The sequence below is a fragment of the Nocardia rhizosphaerae genome, from assembly GCF_042650365.1.
GTDB classification, from domain to species: Bacteria; Actinomycetota; Actinomycetes; order Mycobacteriales; family Mycobacteriaceae; genus Nocardia; species Nocardia rhizosphaerae.
The window spans coordinates 799,703-816,638 of sequence record NZ_JBHSBA010000003.1 but is presented as its reverse complement, the minus strand read 5'-3'; the positions used below and the strand labels follow the sequence as shown (position 1 = coordinate 816,638).

19 protein-coding genes are annotated in these 16,936 nt (G+C 68.1%); 1 reads left to right on the top strand and 18 read right to left on the bottom strand.

Annotated features, from left to right (window positions below):
- The first annotated feature begins 86 nt into the window (after positions 1–86).
- Positions 87–551, top strand: coding sequence for a YfbM family protein (locus ACFOW8_RS05355; RefSeq protein ID WP_378546275.1), 465 nt, complete (start codon positions 87–89; stop codon positions 549–551).
- Positions 552–606: 55 nt separating this feature from the next.
- Here ACFOW8_RS05355 and ACFOW8_RS05350 read toward each other — a convergent pair whose 3' ends face one another.
- The 18 genes from ACFOW8_RS05350 to folE all read right to left on the bottom strand — a co-directional run bounded on the left by ACFOW8_RS05350 (position 607) and on the right by folE (position 16,785).
- Positions 607–3,174 carry an ATP-dependent Clp protease ATP-binding subunit gene (locus ACFOW8_RS05350; protein ID WP_378546271.1) on the bottom strand — a complete coding sequence of 856 codons (2,568 nt, stop codon included), beginning with the start codon at positions 3,172–3,174 and terminating at the stop codon, positions 607–609.
- 278 nt (positions 3,175–3,452) lie between these two features.
- Entirely contained in the window at positions 3,453–4,391 is a 939-nt protein-coding gene (locus tag ACFOW8_RS05345; RefSeq protein ID WP_378546268.1) for an esterase/lipase family protein, read from the bottom strand.
- 80 nt (positions 4,392–4,471) lie between these two features.
- A complete protein-coding gene (locus tag ACFOW8_RS05340; RefSeq protein ID WP_378546265.1) occupies positions 4,472–5,074 on the bottom strand; it encodes an anthrone oxygenase family protein in 603 nt (200 codons plus the stop codon).
- 125 nt (positions 5,075–5,199) lie between these two features.
- Positions 5,200–5,823 (bottom strand): FHA domain-containing protein, encoded by a 624-nt coding sequence (locus ACFOW8_RS05335; protein WP_378546262.1) that lies wholly within the window; start codon positions 5,821–5,823, stop codon positions 5,200–5,202.
- Between the two features lie 298 nt (positions 5,824–6,121).
- On the bottom strand, positions 6,122–6,484 hold the full coding sequence (locus tag ACFOW8_RS05330) for a histone-like nucleoid-structuring protein Lsr2 (protein ID WP_019044650.1): 363 nt from the start codon (positions 6,482–6,484) through the stop codon (positions 6,122–6,124).
- A gap of 115 nt (positions 6,485–6,599) precedes the next feature.
- The gene (gene lysS / locus ACFOW8_RS05325; RefSeq protein WP_378548502.1) at positions 6,600–8,066 is read right to left on the bottom strand and encodes a lysine--tRNA ligase; all 1,467 of its coding nucleotides are present in this window, start codon (positions 8,064–8,066) and stop codon (positions 6,600–6,602) included.
- A 270-nt stretch (positions 8,067–8,336) separates the two neighbouring features.
- Positions 8,337–8,768, bottom strand: coding sequence for a rhodanese-like domain-containing protein (locus tag ACFOW8_RS05320; protein ID WP_378546258.1), 432 nt, complete (start codon positions 8,766–8,768; stop codon positions 8,337–8,339).
- Entirely contained in the window at positions 8,768–9,364 is a 597-nt protein-coding gene (locus tag ACFOW8_RS05315; protein WP_378546255.1) for a cysteine dioxygenase, read from the bottom strand. The genes ACFOW8_RS05320 and ACFOW8_RS05315 overlap by 1 nt, the downstream gene beginning before the upstream one ends.
- Before the next feature lie 160 nt (positions 9,365–9,524).
- The gene (locus tag ACFOW8_RS05310) at positions 9,525–10,307 is read right to left on the bottom strand and encodes a type III pantothenate kinase (RefSeq protein WP_378546252.1); all 783 of its coding nucleotides are present in this window, start codon (positions 10,305–10,307) and stop codon (positions 9,525–9,527) included.
- A gap of 19 nt (positions 10,308–10,326) precedes the next feature.
- Positions 10,327–10,746: an aspartate 1-decarboxylase gene (panD, locus tag ACFOW8_RS05305; RefSeq protein WP_378546249.1), complete on the bottom strand. Its 420-nt coding sequence runs from the start codon at positions 10,744–10,746 to the stop codon at positions 10,327–10,329.
- Positions 10,747–10,760: 14 nt separating this feature from the next.
- Complete coding sequence (gene panC / locus ACFOW8_RS05300) at positions 10,761–11,717, bottom strand: pantoate--beta-alanine ligase (protein ID WP_378546245.1); 957 nt, start codon at positions 11,715–11,717, stop codon at positions 10,761–10,763.
- A complete protein-coding gene (locus tag ACFOW8_RS05295) occupies positions 11,717–12,631 on the bottom strand; it encodes a Rossmann-like and DUF2520 domain-containing protein (RefSeq protein WP_378546242.1) in 915 nt (304 codons plus the stop codon). The genes panC and ACFOW8_RS05295 overlap by 1 nt, the downstream gene beginning before the upstream one ends.
- A 157-nt stretch (positions 12,632–12,788) precedes the next feature.
- Positions 12,789–13,829 (bottom strand): DUF6779 domain-containing protein, encoded by a 1,041-nt coding sequence (locus ACFOW8_RS05290; RefSeq protein WP_378546239.1) that lies wholly within the window; start codon positions 13,827–13,829, stop codon positions 12,789–12,791.
- Positions 13,830–13,897: 68 nt separating this feature from the next.
- Entirely contained in the window at positions 13,898–14,371 is a 474-nt protein-coding gene (locus ACFOW8_RS05285) for a DUF3180 domain-containing protein (RefSeq protein ID WP_378546236.1), read from the bottom strand.
- Entirely contained in the window at positions 14,365–14,907 is a 543-nt protein-coding gene (gene folK / locus ACFOW8_RS05280) for a 2-amino-4-hydroxy-6-hydroxymethyldihydropteridine diphosphokinase (protein ID WP_378546233.1), read from the bottom strand. Before folK ends, ACFOW8_RS05285 begins: the two co-directional genes overlap by 7 nt.
- On the bottom strand, positions 14,904–15,326 hold the full coding sequence (folB, locus tag ACFOW8_RS05275) for a dihydroneopterin aldolase (RefSeq protein ID WP_378546230.1): 423 nt from the start codon (positions 15,324–15,326) through the stop codon (positions 14,904–14,906). Before folB ends, folK begins: the two co-directional genes overlap by 4 nt.
- Entirely contained in the window at positions 15,323–16,192 is an 870-nt protein-coding gene (gene folP / locus ACFOW8_RS05270; RefSeq protein WP_378546227.1) for a dihydropteroate synthase, read from the bottom strand. Before folP ends, folB begins: the two co-directional genes overlap by 4 nt.
- Positions 16,189–16,785 (bottom strand): GTP cyclohydrolase I FolE, encoded by a 597-nt coding sequence (gene folE / locus ACFOW8_RS05265; RefSeq protein ID WP_378548499.1) that lies wholly within the window; start codon positions 16,783–16,785, stop codon positions 16,189–16,191. Before folE ends, folP begins: the two co-directional genes overlap by 4 nt.
- Positions 16,786–16,936: the final 151 nt, after the last annotated feature.

Sequence of the window (16,936 nt, the reverse complement as noted above, 5' to 3'; positions counted from 1 at the left end):
CGAACCCCACCGCAAGCAGCCCGAAAGCGAACGCCAAGCCCCCGTTCCTACCTTCGGCGGTATCTCATGGGGAAGGAGAACTCAGTATGGGGGTGATCATGTCGTTCACCAGGGTGAGCGCTGCGGATCTGGAGCGGGTGAGCGCGGTGACGGAGGTGCTCGACGAGTTTCTCGCGGAGCTGGAAACCCCAAAGGGCGAGCCGAGTGGGTATCTGGATAAGGCTTGGGCGGGCCTGGAGTATCTGCTGGCGGAGGCTCGCACCGGAGTTGACCTGTTCTATACCGGCAATCCGCTCGCTAGGGATACCTATTTCGCGTGGAGCCCCGATGACGTGGCCGACGCATCGCAACGGCTGAACAAGTATCCGTTCGATGCGCTCGTGCCCTTCTTCGATCCCGCGGCGATGGACGCCGCGCGGATCTATCCGGGTATCTGGGTCCGTGACAGCGGCGACGGGGCTCGATACCTCCGACATCACTACGACGGACTGGTCGAAGTGTTCCGGTACGCGGCCGAACGCGGGTCAGGATTCATCCAGCACTTCGGCTGACAGACGAAAGCCCGCCCCAGGAAACCCAGGGGCGGGCTTGTCGTCGCGCCGAGCGCTACTCGCCGGAGGCGGCCGACTCGGGCGCGGTGCCCTCGCCTGCTCCGGTGAGCACGACCTCGGGCTTGTCGTCGCCCGCGGGCGCCTTGGTGAGCTTCGTCTTGCCGACGAAGGTGAACTTGGCGTCCTCGCCCAGGCCCTCGCCGTTCCAGCCGTCGACGTCGACCTCGATGGTCTGGCCGGGGCCGATCTCGCCGAAGAGGATCTTCTCCGAGAGCTGGTCCTCGATCTCGCGCTGGATGGTGCGACGCAGCGGACGGGCACCGAGCACCGGGTCGAAGCCGCGCTTGGCCAGCAGCGACTTGGCCTGATCGGTGAGCTCGATCGCCATGTCCTTGTTCTTCAGCTGCTTGGCGACGCGGCCGATCATCAGGTCCACCATCTCGACGATCTGCTCGTTGGTGAGCTGGTGGAAGACGATCACGTCGTCGATGCGGTTGAGGAACTCGGGGCGGAAGTGCTTCTTCAGCTCGTCGTTGACCTTGAGCTTCATCCGCTCGTAGTTCGACTGGGTGTTGTCCGAGGAGGTGAAGCCCAGGCCGACCGCCTTCGAGATATCGGAGGTGCCCAGGTTCGAGGTGAAGATCAGCACGGTGTTCTTGAAGTCGACCGTACGACCCTGACCGTCGGTGAGACGGCCGTCCTCGAGCACCTGCAGGAGGGTGTTGTAGATCTCCTGGTGCGCCTTCTCGATCTCGTCGAACAGCACCACCGAGAACGGCTTGCGCCGCACCTTCTCGGTGAGCTGGCCGCCCTCCTCGTAGCCCACGTACCCGGGAGGGGCACCGAACAGACGCGAGGCGGTGAAGCGGTCGTGGAACTCGCCCATGTCGATCTGGATGAGCGCGTCGTCGTCGCCGAACAGGAAGTTCGCCAGCGCCTTGGACAGCTCGGTCTTACCGACACCGGACGGGCCGGCGAAGATGAACGAGCCGGACGGGCGCTTCGGATCCTTCAGGCCGGCGCGAGTGCGGCGGATCGCCTTGGAGACGGCCTTGACGGCGTCTTCCTGGCCGATGATCCGCTTGTGCAGCTCGTCCTCCATGCGGAGCAGACGGGTGGTCTCCTCCTCGGTGAGCTTGAAGACGGGAATGCCGGTCCAGTTGGCCAGCACCTCCGCGATCTGCTCGTCGTCGACCTCGGCCACGACGTCCAGATCACCGGAACGCCACTGCTTCTCGCGCTCGGCACGCTTGGCGACGAGCTGCTTCTCCTTGTCGCGCAGGCGCGCGGCCTTCTCGAAGTCCTGCGCGTCGATGGCGCTTTCCTTCTCGCGGCGGGCGTCGGCGATCTTGTCGTCGAACTCGCGCAGGTCCGGCGGCGCGGTCATCCGGCGGATGCGCATGCGCGCGCCCGCCTCGTCGATGAGGTCGATCGCCTTGTCCGGCAGGAACCGGTCGTTGATGTAGCGGTCGGCCAGCGTCGCGGCGGCGACCAGGGCACCGTCGGTGATGGACACCCGGTGGTGCGCCTCGTAGCGGTCGCGCAGACCCTTGAGGATGTTGATGGTGTGCTCGACGGTCGGCTCGCCGACCTGCACCGGCTGGAAGCGGCGTTCCAGGGCGGCGTCCTTCTCGATGTACTTGCGGTACTCGTCGAGGGTGGTCGCGCCGATGGTCTGCAACTCGCCACGGGCCAGCTTCGGCTTCAGGATCGAGGCCGCGTCGATGGCGCCCTCGGCGGCACCAGCGCCGACGAGCGTGTGCAGCTCGTCGATGAACAGGATGATGTCGCCGCGGGTGTTGATCTCCTTGAGCACCTTCTTCAGGCGCTCTTCGAAGTCACCGCGGTAGCGGCTGCCCGCGACCAGGGAGCCCAGGTCGAGGGTGTAGAGCTGCTTGTCCTTGAGGGTCTCGGGGACCTCACCGTTGACGATGGCCTGGGCCAGGCCCTCGACCACGGCGGTCTTACCGACACCGGGCTCGCCGATCAGCACCGGGTTGTTCTTGGTGCGGCGGCTCAGCACCTGCATGACACGCTCGATTTCCTTCGAGCGGCCGATGACCGGGTCGAGCTTGCCCTCGAGGGCGGCCTGGGTGAGGTTGCGGCCGAACTGGTCGAGCACCAGCGACGTGGACGGGGTGCCCGCCTCGCCGCGCGAGCCGGTGCCCTCGACGGGCTCCTTGCCCTGGTACCCGGACAGCAGCTGGATGACCTGCTGACGGACCCGGTTCAGGTCGGCACCGAGCTTGACCAGCACCTGGGCGGCCACGCCCTCGCCCTCACGGATGAGACCGAGCAGGATGTGCTCGGTGCCGATGTAGTTGTGGCCGAGCTGCAGCGCCTCGCGCAGGCTCAGCTCCAGCACCTTCTTGGCGCGCGGGGTGAAGGGGATGTGACCGGACGGGGCCTGCTGCCCCTGACCGATGATCTCCTCGACCTGGCTGCGCACACCCTCCAGCGAGATGCCAAGGGACTCCAGCGACTTCGCCGCCACGCCCTCGCCCTCGTGGATCAACCCAAGCAGGATGTGCTCGGTGCCGATGTAGTTGTGGTTGAGCATCCGGGCCTCTTCTTGGGCCAGGACAACGACACGCCTCGCGCGGTCGGTGAACCTCTCGAACATCGCTCCCTCACTCTCCTGCTCCGACATTCTGGCAACAGACGCCGCAGTGTGCTCGGTACAACCTAGGGCGTCGGACCGACAACTGTCGCCGTCAGCCTGCCATGAAGCCCGGGGGTTGCGGCCCCCGCCTTCCACTCTAGTTGGCAGGGGATGCCGCCGCCGCCGGTCCTCCCTATTGATGACCGGCGGCAACATGGTCATTCACTCATAACGCGCACGTCGCGGCATTCGTTTCCCCTCGAGTTTTGCCGACAGCGAAACAGCGCGGGGCGATGGCGTCAACCGGTGAAGGGCGGGACGAACTCGCACGGCACCGGCGCCCGCCTGGCCGGATCGAGCGCGTTGAGGACGTGACCAGCGGCGCGCGGGCTGCCCGCGATGGCCATGTGCTCGGAGTAGTCCTGGGCGCAGCCGTCCTGGACGACGATCGAGGTGGCGTTCGGCCCGGGAACGGCGCCGGAGCTGTACGGGACGACGATCTCGTCGAGCGTGGTGACGATATTGGTGTAGGTGACCTGCGGGCTGTACACGCCGTCGGCGTTGAGGGCGGCCAGGAAGGCGGACCCGGCGAACATCTGCCCGCACGCCTGGCACAGCGACGAGGACACGGCATCGAAGGCTGGGCCTGGGCCGAGCGCCCGGCTGTACGCGGCGATGTCGCCGACGGCGAGGAGGTTGGTGCCCAGCCACGGCGTGGCGATGCCCACCAGCTTGTCCACCTTGTCCGCGCCACCGAGCCGCTTGATGTAGTAGTTGCCGACGATATTGCCCTGGGAGTGGGCTACGAAGTCGACCCTGGCGGCGCCGGTGTCGGCCAGCACCCGATCGACGAACGCGGCGACCTCCGCGGCGCTCTGTTCGATCGGCCGCATGCCGCCGATGGCCGAGACCGGCCATGGCAGCGGGTAGGCGCCGTAGGTGAGCGAATAGACGCAGTAGCCCTCGTTGGCCAGCAGCGGGGCGTACACGCCCCAGTTCGTCTGCCCACCGCCCCCGGTGCCGTGCAGCAGCACCACCGGATTCGGATGGGCGGCCGACGGGACACAGCCGGGGTCGTTCGCGCCTGGCAGCGAACCTCCCCGGTTGGTCAGCTCCGGCGCGATCCCGGCGAAGAAGTTGTAGTCGACCGGGTACTCGGCGGTGGCGGTGCCCGCGGTCACCCAGGTCAGTAGCGCCGCGGCGGCCAGGACAAGCAACGATCTCGAACTACGTCGCATGAAACGACTCCTCACTAGAACGTGTTCCAGACATGATGGAACACGTTCCAGTGATCGCGTGGGCTATCGGCGGATCTCGGTCAGCGCGCGGGCGGCACCACCACACCCCCGCCGGTGGGCTGCGACACGCTCTGCTGCGAAACACGCTGCCAGACAGGCGCGTCACCGGTCGGCGCGGCCGACCGGCCATGCTGCACGCCCGCCGCGACCAGCGCGCCGCACAGCACCAGGAAAGCGGCCGTGTGCAGCACCGCGCGCAGGATGTTCCAGCGCACCCAGGCGGCCTCGTAGTCGGCCCGTACCACGGCGGTGTCGACAATCGCGGCCGGGTCACCCGCGGCGTCCAGCGCGTTGTTGAGCGGCACGTTGAGCGCGCCCGTCACGGCGAAGGCGATCACATTGAGCGCCAGGGCGATCGCCAGCCAGACCAGCGTCGTGCGATGGTCCCTGCCGAGGCTGAGCACCGTCGCCAGCGCGGTGAACCCGACCGTGCCGAGGAACCCGAGCATGAACCACGGGTTGATGATCACCACGTTGACCTTCTGCATGACCTCGATCAGTGTGCGATCACCGGTCCTGGCCAGGGCGGGCATCACCGAGATCGCGTAGGCGTAGAACACCCCGGCGATCAGTCCGGTGCTGAGCACGGCCAGCACGATCGCGGCCATCCGAGGTGCGAACATGACGTCTCCTGACTCGTCTACCCGGAGCTCGATCCTGCGCTCCGGCGTTGTGGACAAGTCAACGCCGCAGCGCCACCGGCCGACATGGTTCAGACGCTCACGCGCCTACGCGATCGTCGCGACCCTCACAGGTCGTGGTCGGAGATCATCCCGCTCTGCATCGCCAACGCCGCCAGCCTGGTGCGCTTCTGGTTCTGCGGCAGATTCTCCACCCCGAACTTCGCGAACAACGCGCGCAGATGGGTCTTGATCGCATCGATGGAGAGGAACAATTCCTCGGCGATCTGCTGGTTGGAGGCGGGCGTGGCGAAACCGGTTCCGTGCTTGTATGGCCTGCACAGCGCGATCAGCACCGCGCGCTGGGTGTCGGTGAGCGAGCGCATGGTGGGAATGGAGCCGGAGGAGGTGTGCGTCGCGTCGTCGACGACACCGCCGAAATCGAAGAAATGCACCAGCGTGGTACCGACCCGGATCCGGTCGCCTGGACTCAGCCTGCGCCTGCCGATCAACCGTTCACCGTTGACGAAGGTGCCGTTTCGGGACAGTCCGTCGTCGACGATGGTCCAGTGCGCGCCGAGATATTCCACCGCGGCGTGCAGCCGGGAGACCTCTGCATCCCAGCCGAGGACCAGATCGGCCTGCACATTCCGGCCGATCGTGAAACGCTGCTGTGCGGGATCGAGCGACAGTTCGTGCTGACGCCCGGTGTCGTCGGTGTACCGCAAAAAGGAACTGGACATGCTTGTCATTGCGCTGCACCGCCTCCTCTCCCGCCTGTGCGCGACTCGGGCCGTACTAGTGCGCGTCGACGGTTCCGTCGGCGGGTCGCGGGATGGACGCCGGGATGTTCGCCCGTGCCCGGCGAGCTACCCATGTTCTCGCCCGATCGTGGCTGCCACTCGGCCGCCGATGTGAAAAACCTTGCGCACGAACATCAGTCTATCGCCAGGACGACGGTCGACCCATGGCCCGGCCCAGGTGCGCCGGAGGCGCGAAGGCGGTCCGGTAGCCGCTGGTGCCGAGCGACCTCCGGACCGCCGTCGAGCTTCAGGCCTTGCCGACTTCCTTGTTGTACGCCTCGGTGATATCGGCCGAGATGCGGCCGCGAGCCGAGACCTTGTGGCCCTTGCGGCGGGCCCATTCACGAATTGCTGCGCTCTGTTCCCGGTCCATGGAAACGCGGCTCTTACCCTGCGGCGCGGGCGCGCCGGCCGCCTTCACCCGGCGACGGCCACTCACCCGACGGGCGTTGGCGACCCATTCGTCCAAGCCTTCACGAAGCCGCGCCGCGTTTGCCTCGGACAGGTCGATCTCGTACGACACGCCATCGATAGCGAACTCGATGGTCTCGTCCGCGATGGACTCACCGTCGACATCGTCGATCAGGCTAACGGTGACCTTCTTTGCCATGAGATGAACGTCCTCTCGAAATCGTCAAGCCTGCCTCCAGGCCGAATACCCGAGGCAAGAATACCTCTAATTACGAAAATTCCAACACGGGGGCTTCCCCTGGCAAATCGACTGGTCAGCGACTAGTCGGCCGCACAATAGGGAACAGGATCGTTTCCCTGATTCCCAAACCGGTCAGTGCCATCAACAAGCGATCGATTCCCATACCGGTTCCGGTGGTCGGCGGCATACCATGTTCCATCGCCGCGAGGAAGTCTTCGTCGAGCACCATGGCCTCGTCGTCGCCCGCGGCGGCCAGCCTCGCCTGGTCGACGAACCGTTCCCGCTGGATCACCGGGTCGACCAACTCCGAATAGCCCGTTGCCAACTCGAAGCCGCGAACGTACAGGTCCCACTTCTCGGTGACACCTGCCTTGCTGCGATGCTGCCGGGTCAGCGGCGAGGTCTCCACCGGGAAGTCACGAACGAAAGTCGGTGCGTACAGCTTGTCGCCGTACACGTGTTCCCACAGTTCTTCGACAAGTTTGCCGTGGCCATAGCCCTTACCGACGGGAATTTCCAGGCCGACCCGATCGGCCAGCGTCAGCAATTCCTCGACCGTCGTTTCCGGGGTGACCTCGACACCGATCGACTCCGACAGCGACGGGTACATCTCGACCGTGGTCCACTCGCCGCCGAGATCGTATTCCGTGCCGTCGGCGAGCGTCACCACGAGGGTGCCGAATGCTTCCCGCGCGACTTCCTGGATCAATTCCCGGGTCATCGTCGCCGAGTCGTCGTAGGTGCCGTAGGCCTCGTAGGTTTCCAGCATCGCGAACTCGGGCGAGTGCGTCGAGTCGGCGCCCTCGTTGCGGAAGTTGCGGTTGATCTCGAAGACCTTCTCCAGGCCGCCGACCACACAGCGCTTCAGGAACAGCTCCGGCGCGATACGCAGGAACAACTCCATGTCCAGCGCATTGGAATGGGTGACGAACGGGCGCGCGGCGGCACCACCGTGGATGGTCTGCAGCATGGGGGTCTCTACCTCGAGAAACCCGCGGCGCTCCAGCGCGTTGCGCAGCGCGCGGACCACGTTCACCCTGGTACGGGCCATTTCCCTGGCCTCGGGACGCACGATGAGGTCGACATAGCGCTGCCGCACCCGCGATTCCTCGTTCATCTCCTTGTGTGCCACCGGCAGCGGCCGCAGCGACTTGGCCGCCATCGACCACGAGTCGGCCATGACGCTCAATTCGCCGGTGCGCGAGGAGATGACCTCGCCGTGCACGAAGACGAAATCACCGAGGTCCACATCGGACTTCCAGGCGGCGAGCGCGTCGGCGCCGACACCGCCCAGACTGATCATCGCCTGCAGTTTGGTGCCGTCGCCCTCCTGCAGGGTCGCGAAGCACAACTTGCCGGTATTGCGCACGAAGATGACCCGGCCGACGATGCCTGCTCGCAGACCGGTCTGGGTATCGGGCTCGAGATCCGGGTACGCGGCCCGGATTTCGGCGAGAGTATGGGTGCGCGGCACCACCACCGGGTAGGCCTCGCCGCCCGCGGCGAGTAGCCGTTCCCGCTTGTCCCGGCGGATCCGCATCTGCTCGGGGACATCACTGTCCACGGCGGAACTGACGGCGCGGCCGGTATCGGCGGGATCAGGGGTGCTCACATCCGATAACAGTAGCGTGCCCCGGAAATGGATATCGTCCGCCCCGTGGTGTTCTCGGCGGTCACCGGACAGCTCGCCGACCATTCCTCGACCGGATGCAATCCTCGTCACACGATTGAAACAAAATCCCGGCGCCGCGCCGCCCGAACACGTACGCGGACAGCACGACTCACCGACCGCGCGGTGCGGGCGAACACGCTACAGCGCGGCGAGCGCATTCAGTTCGCGCGCGAAATGCGGGGCGCCGACCGCGACCGAGGTCATCCCCGCCGACTTCAGCGCCTGGTAGCCGCCGATGAGATCGGTGGCCCGATGCAATCCCAGCTGCTGCAATGCGGCGGCGGCCAGCGACGAGGTGTAACCCTCCGAGCAGAAGACGATCCATTCCACGTCGTGGTCGGTGGCCAGTGCCAAACGCGCCGACGAGGTGGGATCGAGCCGCCATTCCAGCACATTGCGCTCGATGACCAGCGCACCCGGTAGCGACCCCTCGCGCACCCGCTGCGCGGCGGGCCGGATGTCGACCAGAATGGCGCCACGGGCCAGCGCGGCGGGCAGATCGTAGACATAGAGCCTGCGCAGTTCGGCACGAGCGTTCTCGAGCATCTGATCGATCGTCAAACGACTCATCACAGATCACCTTCGGGCTGGTCGGTGAGGACGGTTTCGGTGCGGCGCAGGGTCCCGTTGCCGGTCACCTCGTAATAGGACATCGCCGACAACGGCGGGGAATAGGCGTGCACGCTGAGCGTGGGATCGAGCGGGCCGACGGATTCGGCGGCCGCGGGCGCGCGCACCACATCGTGCACCCAGCCGATCGGGAAGGAGGCCTGATCGCCCGCGGCGAGGGTGCGCCTGCGCAACTCGGTGCCATTCCAGCGGAATTCCGAGAGCGCGCCGCTGAGCACGGTGAGCGCGCCGAGCGACCCGGCATGGTCGTGCAATTCGGTGGATTTACCCGGCGTCCAGCTGATCAGCCAGACATCGACCTCGTCGTCGGCGATCAGGCGGGTCGCCCAGCGCCGGTCGGCAGGCCAGATTCCGTCGCCGGGCAGCAGGTGGTCGTAGCGGCCCGAGAGCACGTCCTCGGCGCCTTCGTCGGTGAGTCGCAGCAGGTCGGCGGGCCGCAGCCGGGTGGGCAGCGCGGATGCCACCGCCCGGTCGAGCGGGGGCGTCACGGGGTAGCCGTCGCGCGCCGGGGAAAGGGAAAGGACAGAGGAACGCATGAGCGAATCTCCAGGAGGTGTGAATCGGTCGAGGGGAAACGTCAGCCTCGAACGGTCGAGGCAGTCAGCCTCGACAACACTCCTGGGTGCTCACACGGAAATACACGAGCGTGAGTTTAGCAGCTCAGCTCCGCGACCGCGAAAATGAGCTGCGCCACACCTACTTCTTGTTGCGTTCGTACACGTGCCGCAGGCCGGTGAGGGTCAGATGCGGTTCGTGCTGGTCGATGGTCTCCGATTCCGGCACGATCAGCGGCGCACCGGCACCGGTGGCCACCACCGTCACCTCGGCGCCCGCGAAGGCGTCGAACTCGTCGCGAATGCGGTCGATCAGGCCGTCGACCAGCCCGGCGAAGCCGAAGACCGCGCCCGACTGCATGCATTCCATGCTGTTCTTACCGAGCACGGAGCGCGGCCGGGTGAGCTCGACCCGGCGCAGGGCGCTGCGCTCGACCAGCGCCTCGGTAGCGATCTCGACGCCGGGCGCGATCACCCCGCCGAGGAACTCGCCCTTGGCCGAGACCAGATCGACGCAGATCGCGGTGCCGAAATCCACCACGATCGCCGGGCCACCGAACCGGCGGAACGCGGCGAGACAGTTGACGATGCGGTCGGCGCCCACTTCCTTCGGGTTGTCCACCAGCAGCGGAATCCCCGTCCGCACACCGGGTTCCACCAGCACGTGCGGCACATGCGCCCAGTACCGCGCGAGCATGGTGCGCAGCTCGCGCAGCACCGGCGGCACCGTCGACAGGGCCGATACGCCGACCACCTGGTCGAGCTCGGCACCGACGAGGCCGCGCACCTGCATGGCGAACTCGTCGGCGGTGAGCAGCGGATCGGTATGAATCCGCCAGTGCCGCGCCAGCTTCGCATGGTCACCGCTTCCGGTGAACAGGCCGAGTTCGATCCCGGTATTGCGGACGTCGATGGTCAGCAGCATCGTGTTCCCCCCGCCGTGCTCAGGCGAACGACAGCGAGCGCGGGGAGGTCAGGCCGGAGCCCACAGGCGCGTGCGCGGGGTCGGAGCCGAGCTCCACCTGCCGGTTGCGCTCGTCGACGAAGACCACCCTGGGTTCGTACTCGCGCAGCTCCGCCTCGTCCAGCTGCCCATAGGCGATGAGGATGACCAGGTCGCCGGGGTGGACGAGATGGGCTGCGGCGCCGTTGATCCCGATCACGCCGGAGCCGCGCTCGCCGGCGATCACATAGGTCTCCAGGCGGGCGCCGTTGTCGATGTCGACGATGCAGACCTGTTCGCCCTCGAGCAGATCGGCGGCGTCGAGCAGGTCCTGGTCGACGGTCACCGAGCCGACGTAGTGCAGGTCGGCGTGGGTCACCGTGGCGCGGTGGATCTTCGACTTCATCATGGTGCGCAGCATCGTGGTGGCCTTTCTCAGTGCGCCTTGGTGGCAGGCAGGGAGTTCGCGTCGGGGTGCCCGTCGAGCTGGGCGCCCAGGACGATCGGGGCGTTGTCGATCAGCCGGGTGGTACCCACCTTGGCCGCGACGAGGAGCCGGGCATTGCCCGCGGTGGGCGCGGGGCCGAGATTCGAGTCGCGGAGTTCGAGGTAGAGCAGGTCGAGGCCGTCGACCGCGTCGAGCACCCCGCGCGCGGCCCGCACGACCGCCTCCGGACCGAGCCCGGCGGCGTGCCCGCCCGCGGCAAGGGCCGCCGACAGCGCCAGCGCGGCCTCGCGCTGGGTCGCGTCGAGATACCGGTTGCGCGAGGAGAGCGCCAGCCCGTCCGGCTCACGGACCGTGGGGTAGGCGACGATCTTCGCGTCCATGTTCAGATCGCGCACCATCTGCCGGATCAGAGTGAGCTGCTGGTAGTCCTTCTCGCCGAAGTACGCCTCGGAAGGGTGCGCGAGGTTGAGCAGCTTCGCCACGACGGTGAGCATGCCCGCGAAGTGCGTCGGCCTCGTCTCGCCTTCCAGTTCGGCGCCGAGCGGGCCCGGCATGATCGTGGTGCGCTGCCCGTCGGGGTACATGTCGGCGGCGGTCGGCGCGAAGACCAGGTCGACGCCCTCATGCCGGAGCAGTTCCAGATCTGCGTCGAGGGTGCGCGGGTAGGCGTCGAGATCCTCGTTGGCGCCGAACTGCAGCGGGTTGACGAAGATCGAGACGAGCACGACCTGATTGGTCAGCTTGGCCTGCCGGACCAACTGCAGGTGCCCCTCGTGCAGCGCGCCCATCGTCGGCACGAAGCCGATCGTGCGGCCCGCGCCGCGCAGGGTCCGCGTCACCGTTTCGATGACCTCGGGGTCGTGATGCACGGTCAGCGCGCCGGGCTTGTACGCGCCGGAAGCCCGCGCGCCGCCCCGATGATGGTGCACTTCCCTCGGTTCCATCAGTGGCCCTCCTTGGCGAGCAGGTCCAGCAGTGCCGGATTGGTCTTGGCGAGTTCGGCGGTGCGCAGCGACATCGCGCGATAGGCCGCGGCCAGGCGCTCGTCCACCGCTTCGAGCGCGGACAGATGTGCGACGACGGCGTCGACATCGCCGCGTGCCACCGGACCGGTCAGCGCGCCGGCGCCCCGGCGCAGGGCGTTGTCGAGCGCGGCCGAGACCAGTGGGGCGAGCAGGCGTTCGGACAGGCCGCCTGGCTGCTCGTCGACCACCGGCTGGCCGAGCAGACCGGGCCCGGCCAGTGCGGTCCGCAGCGCGGCGACCGCGTCGACAATGACTGTGACCAGGTGATTCGCCCCGTGCGCGAGGGCGGCGTGATACAGGGTGCGCTGCTCCTCTGGCACCCGCACCGGCTCGCCGCCCATCTCGATCACCAGCGCCTGACCGATCGCGTACCCCACCTCGTCGGCGGCGGTGATGCCGAAGCAGGCGTTGGCGAGCCGAGCGATGTCCTCGTCGTGGCCGGTGAACGTCATCACCGGGTGGATCGCCAGACCGAGTGCGCCCTGGTCGGTGAGCGGCGCGAGCACACCGACGCCGTTGGCGCCGGAGGTGTGCACCACGATCGTGCCAGGCCGGACCACCCGCGCGGCGGCAAGGCCGTTGACCAGCCCGGCCAGCTCGGCATCGGGGACGGCGAGCAGCAGCAGTTCACTGCGCGCGGCGATCTGTTCCACCGGCAGGATCTGCGAATCGGGCAGCCGCGTGCGCGCCCGGTGCACCGAGGCATCGGAGATCGCGGCGGCACCGAACACCACATGACCGGCTCGCTCCAGCGCGACACCAAGAGCCGAACCCACCCGTCCCGCCGAGACGATTCCCACCGTCAGTCGTGCGGGCGCAGGGTCGACACCCACGTGCGCGCCATCGGAATTGACACTTCTCGAGGTCAACGTTGTCCTCTCGATTTCGTTCCAGTCCCGCCGAGCGGGTACCGGACGTACGCATCGAGGGTATCCGGGGGTGCCGACGCGACGCCACGGGGGCGCCACGTGATCTATCGCACCCCGCTGGTCAGGACCGGGAGCCGGACTCCTGCTGGAGGTTGGCCATGATGTCGGCCACGGACAGACGTGGGGCGCCCTCCTCCTCGGCGCGGCGGCGGCGACGCGAGCTGGTGCCGACGGCCGGGGCGGCCTCAGCGCCGACGGTCTCAGCCGGAGCTGACTCGCCGGAGGTCGTTTCGGTGCCGTCTTCGGCCGGGGTCTCCTCAGCCGAAGAGCGGTCGACCGCCGGTGTCTCGCCGGTGGTCGCCGCGTCGGCGATCGGGTTGCCGTCGTTGTCGACCCGGCGGGTATTCGGTGCCGACAGGCGCGGTGGCGGGGTCTTGCCGTTGGCCGCCTGCTCCGCCGCCTGCTGCTCGGCCTGCTTGGCCTCGGCGTAGTCGTCGAGCTGGACCGCGGAGGTCTCTGCGGTGACCGGGTCGTCATACGGGTCGGCGAAGTTGGCCGCCCCCGGCTGCATGAAGACCGGCTTCAATGCGCTGGGCGGTTGCTGCCACGGTCCGAACCAGGCGGCGTTGGCATCCACCGGGCTATCCGGAAATTCCTGATCGGAGTCGTCGAAGGCGTCGAATTCGGCGGCGGGCAATGCGTCGATCCGCACCGCGTCGGCCTGGAGCGCGGGCTGCTCGTCGGGTAGCGGGCCGTCGAAGAGGGCCTGCAGATTCTGGCGGAGCAGAGCGAGCTCGGCTCGCAAGGCCGCGATCTCGGAAGCATCGGCGCCGACCTCGGCACGAACCCTGGCCTCGACGCCCATCTCGTACTCGCGACGTGCGTTGATCTCGCGCTCCAGCTGCAACTCGTACACCGTTTGCAGATCGCGCACCTTGGCCTGGTCGACCGCGGCTTCCTTGCGGTATCTGGTGGCAGCGAGAGCGCCGAGTACGGCCGCCCACAACGCCGCTACCAGGCCGATTCGAACATAGTGGACGTTCTCGCTGAAGATCAGGAAAACGCTTGCTGTCAGACCGAGCAGGATGAGCACGCCGATGAAGAGCTTTCCCGCGTTGTCCCGCCGTCGACGGGGCAAGGTGCTACGGGAGGGTGAAACCATGTGGGCCAGGGTAGCCGGAAAGTGCTGGTCGGCCTACCAAAGAACGCGGTGATTCCATTCGCAAATTGCTAGGTGGTAGCGGGTTCGTCCGGTGGTTCCTCCGGTGCCCGGCAGCAGTACTCCAGCCACAAAGCCGCAGCAACCAGGGTGAAACCGGCGAACATGCCGACTACCGCACCAGGGGCATCGGCGGCGGCCGCCGTCACCGTGCCGCGCTGTGGGAAGACCCACAGCAGGAACCCGAGCCACACACCGGCCGCCAGCGAACCCACCTGCAGCGAGGCCTTCGCCAACGCGACCGACCGCGCCACATTGATCGGATGCAGCTCCTTCGGGCCGTCGCCGATCTTCTCGTCGGCGATCTTGGCCTTGATGACGAATCCGAGCGCCGCCTCGATCGCCGCGACCGGAAGCAGCGACGCACCGGCCGCCACCGAGATGGACGGGAACGTCGAATACGCGAAGCGGGTGCCGACCCAGGCGACGGCGGCGGCCACCACCACATTCAACGCGAGGTCGAGGATCCGCGTCGGCTTCAGCACCGGTCCACGCTCTCGTCGTCGAGCAGCCTCAGGTCGGTCCGCGCCACGCCTGCGCGTTCGGCGGGCTCCAGCCCGGCGAGCAGCTCGGCGATCGGGACCTCGGCACCGTCGACCCACAACCGCGCCGACGGCTCGACAGCCAGCCACGGCACCAACACGAAGGCACGGTGCCGCGCCTGCGGATGCGGCAGGATCAACGTGGGATCGCCTGCGCGGACGATATCGGCGCCCGACTCGTCGGCGCAGGCGATGACATCGACATCGAGCGTGCGAGCACCCCAACGCACCTCGCGGACCCGCCCCGCCGCCTGCTCGAGCTCCTGCCCGAAGCGCAGCCAGGCGTAGTCGTCGAAGGCCGGATCCTCGGCGAGCACAACGGCATTGAGGAAATCGTCCTGATCGACGCCGCCCCACGGGGCGGTGGTGTACACCGGCGATACGGCGAGTACCCGCTCGCCGAGCGCGGCGACCACGGTGCGCAGGTGTGCGAGCCGGTCGCCCAGGTTGGAACCGATCGACAGGACCGCGCGAGTCATCGTCGCGGCCCCGGCTCGACCGTGCGATACCGGGTGGCCACCACCCTGACATCGGTGAAGGTGTGCGGGATCGGGGCCGACGGCTTGTGCACGACCACCTCGACCGCCTCGATCCGCGGGTCGGCCATCACGTCGTCGGCGATCTCGGAGACCACCGTCTCGATGAGGTCGCGGGGCGGACCGGCCACGATCCGCACGGCGCGCTCGGCCAGCGCGCCGTAGTCGACGGTGTCGGCGAGATCGTCGGAGGCGGCGGCCGCGGCGAAATCCACCCACACCGTCAGGTCGACGACGAACTCCTGGCCGTCGCGACGCTCGAAATCGAACACCCCGTGCCTGCCGAACACGCGCAGTCCACGCAGTTCGATGCGCGAGGTCGCCGGCCTGCCCGCCGGCGGGGGAAGCAGTGGCGAGTTCATCGGGTGCCTCCTCTGGCCGCGGTGGCGCGCTGCCACGCTTCGACGACGGCGATCGCGTCCAGCGAGGCCCGCACATCGTGCACCCGCACGCCCCACGCCCCGTGCGTGGCGGCCAGCGCGGACACTGTCGCGGTGGCGGTCTCCCTGCCCGCGGGCGGCCGGGGGCCGGACGCGTCGGCGAGCAGGGCGCCGAGGAACCGTTTGCGGGATGCGCCGATCAGGACGGGCAAACCGCCGCCGACCAGTTCGGGCAGCGCGGCGAGCAGCTCCCAGTTGTGCTCGGCGTTCTTGGCGAAACCGAGGCCGGGGTCGAGGATCAGCCGCTCCGGCGGTACACCGGCGGCCACGGCCAGCTCGACCTGCGCGCCGAGCTCGGCGCGCACCTCGGCGACCACGTCGTCGTAGTGGTCGGCCGGGCCGGTGTGCCGGTAGTCGGCGCCCGCCCGCCAATGCATGAGGATCCACGGGGCGCCGGACTCGGCGACGACCTTCACCATATTCGGATCGGCGCGCCCGCCGGACACATCGTTGACCACCGAGACACCCGCGTCCAGAGCGGCAGCGGCCACCTCGGCGCGCATGGTGTCCACGCTGGTCGGCACGCCGGCGGCGACGAGTTCGCGGATGACCGGGACGACGCGGGCGGCTTCGGTGGCCGGGTCGACCCGATGCGCGCCGGGCCTGGTCGACTCACCACCGACATCGACAATGTCGGCGCCCGCCTCGAACAGCGCGAGACCGTGCGCGACCGCGAGTCCGGCGTCCAGGTAGCGACCGCCGTCGGAGAACGAATCCCCGGTCACGTTCAGCACGCCCATGACCACACACGAGCGTCCGTCCCGCGCGGTCACGAGGTGCTCGCTCATTTGCGCAGAATCAGGTCCAGCGCCTCGGCTCGCGAGGCGGCGTTGGATTGCAGTAGGCCGCGCACCGCCGAGGTGGTGGTGCTGGCACCGGGCTTGCGGATACCGCGCATCGCCATGCACAGGTGTTCGGCCTCGACCACGACGATCGCGCCGCGTGGTTCCAGCCTGCGCATGACGGCGTCGGCGATCTGGCTGGTCAGCCGTTCCTGCACCTGCGGGCGCTTGGCGTAGAGGTCGACCACCCTGGCCAGTTTGGACAGCCCGGTCACCCGGCCGTGCGGGCCGGGAATGTAGCCGACGTGCGCCACACCGTGGAAGGAGACCAGGTGGTGCTCGCAGGTGGAGAACATCGGGATGTCGCGGACCAGCACCAGTTCCTGGTGGCCCTCGTCGAAGGTGGTCGCCAGCACCTCGTCGGGCTCGGTGTAGAGCCCGGCGAACATCTCCCGGTAGGCCCTGGCCACCCTGGCCGGGGTGTCGATCAGGCCGGGTCGGTCCGGGTCCTCGCCGACGGCGAGCAGCAGTTCCCTGACCGCAGCCTCGGCCCGGTCCTGGTCGAACCGACGGCCCGTCGCCAGTGCCGTCAGCTCCACCGGGCTGTTCGCGCCGAGCTCACCCGCCGGATCGGCACTCGACCCGTTGCGCGTTGGCTCAGCGACCTTCTCATCGGCCGACACCTTCTCCGTACCTCCACATCACCGGGTCTGCTCCGGCTTCCCGCCGGTCCTGTCCGGCATCCGACGG